At 47.4% G+C, this 1,725-nt stretch carries 1 protein-coding gene; it reads right to left on the bottom strand.

The features are described 5' to 3' along the window. A partial coding sequence (locus tag QUA38_RS28755) for an alkaline phosphatase D family protein (RefSeq protein ID WP_333167897.1) occupies positions 1-1,725 on the bottom strand: 1,725 nt, incomplete at both ends.

Raw genomic sequence — 1,725 nt, 5'->3', positions numbered from 1 at the left:
GAACCTTCCAAACCAACTGGATCGTATCCTAGCGGCGCTGTCCGAGTATCCAGAATATTGCGGACAAAGGCATCTTTTTCTTCCCTTGTCGGCAATGAATTATAGCGATCTTTTTCCGATTGTGGCAGCAAGGCGGTAGGCGTAAAAGCAACTGTTGCGGGGCCAAAGGGGGCGGCAAACGGCCCTTGCCCGATGTTCAACTGAATAGCAACAGGACTCGTCATTACATCAATAACATCCGTAGGGATTTGCGGCTGACCTGCGGCTTCTTGATAGGTGACATTATTCACGACATATCCGTGAAAATCTCCGGTGGCAAAAACCACATTTTTGATGTTATTTTGTTTGATGAAACGCAGCAAATCTGTTCGTTCAGCAGCATAACCTTCCCAGCGATCGCCTGCAACCGGAATACCAAAATTTTGTATCGGATCGCTTGACATAATAAACTTCCAAGTTATGCCATTTTGTTGAGCTTTCAGTAAGTCATTTTTCAAGTCTTGAAGTTGCGCCCCCCCTAACAGCGTGCGATTGGGCGTAAAGGCATCATTGAGAAACTTATTAACAGTAGCTTGGTCGGAAGTTTCTGGGATACTTTTCAAAGAATTATCTCGGAAAGAGCGCAAGTCTAACACAAATGTAGCTGCATCACTGCCGAAGGTATTATAGCGGTAAAGTTTCTGCTCGTTAGCAGTGCGAGAGTCGCCCGTATTGCCATAAAAATCATTTCGCAGGGGATTGTAGGCTTGAAATGCTTGTAAACCTGTGTCAAATACAGGCGTATCATTGACAAAGCCTCCCTCCGTCCCGAAAATCCCCTCTTTTTGCGGCGACTCAGTAGGTGCTGCACCTCCGGCAAAATCATTCGTGAGTTCGTGGTCATCCCAGCTAGCATAGATGGTGGTGGAAGCCTGCAAATCAGCCCAGGTATTGAGGCCATAACGTTGAGCGTAGACTTCATTGTGCTTGGTGCTAAACTCTTCAAAAGTTTTAGGTTGTCTGACTCCCGGCAAATCCGGCGATAGATCGTCTACATAAGCGGAGTCGCCGAGGCGAACAAAAAAGTCGAGATTGCGTTCCGGCGCATTTGCGATCGCGGGGAAAGGAGTAAGTTGGCCCTGCCAGTCGCCTGCTACCCCAAATCGTAAACCCTGGCGATTTCCCAACTCAGCAGCAGTGCGGAATTGCCCAACTGCTGAAGTGCCAGCGGCATCACGCACTCGATAAAAATATTGAGTACCAGGCTTTAAATTCGTCAGTTCGGCTTTCACCGGTACGGTAACATCGGTGACGGTATCTGTGAGAGTGTCGAGACTGTTACTGAAGTTTGGATCTGTGGAATATTCAAAGACAACATTACCCAGAACTGTGCTGCGAGTCCACAAAACAGTTGAAGTTTGGGTGGTATCTCCAGAAGCAACACCATTTGGCAAGGTTGAATCACCAGACTTAATAAATGGAGTGACATCTCGCCCTTCAGCAGCGCCAAACTTGATAAAGTGTTCAATGCCAGTGAGTTCGTCGCGCTCAACAGCAGGAGTAAGACCGGGGTTTTTTGCGAGATAATAGCTATCGTTATACAAAGGGCTGGGACTGCGGTTTTCCGATTGACCAAATTGGATGAAGTGACCAATACCAGTAATTTCATCGCGATCGACAGCCGCAGCAACATCGGGATTTTTCCCTAGATAATAGCTGTTGTTATAGAATGGGCTAGGATTGCGG

The sequence above is a fragment of the Microcoleus sp. Pol12B4 genome, from assembly GCF_036701385.1.
Taxonomy (GTDB): Bacteria; Cyanobacteriota; Cyanobacteriia; order Cyanobacteriales; family Microcoleaceae; genus Microcoleus.
Note: the sequence above shows the minus strand (reverse complement) of the source record. Positions and strands in the feature narration are given on the sequence as shown.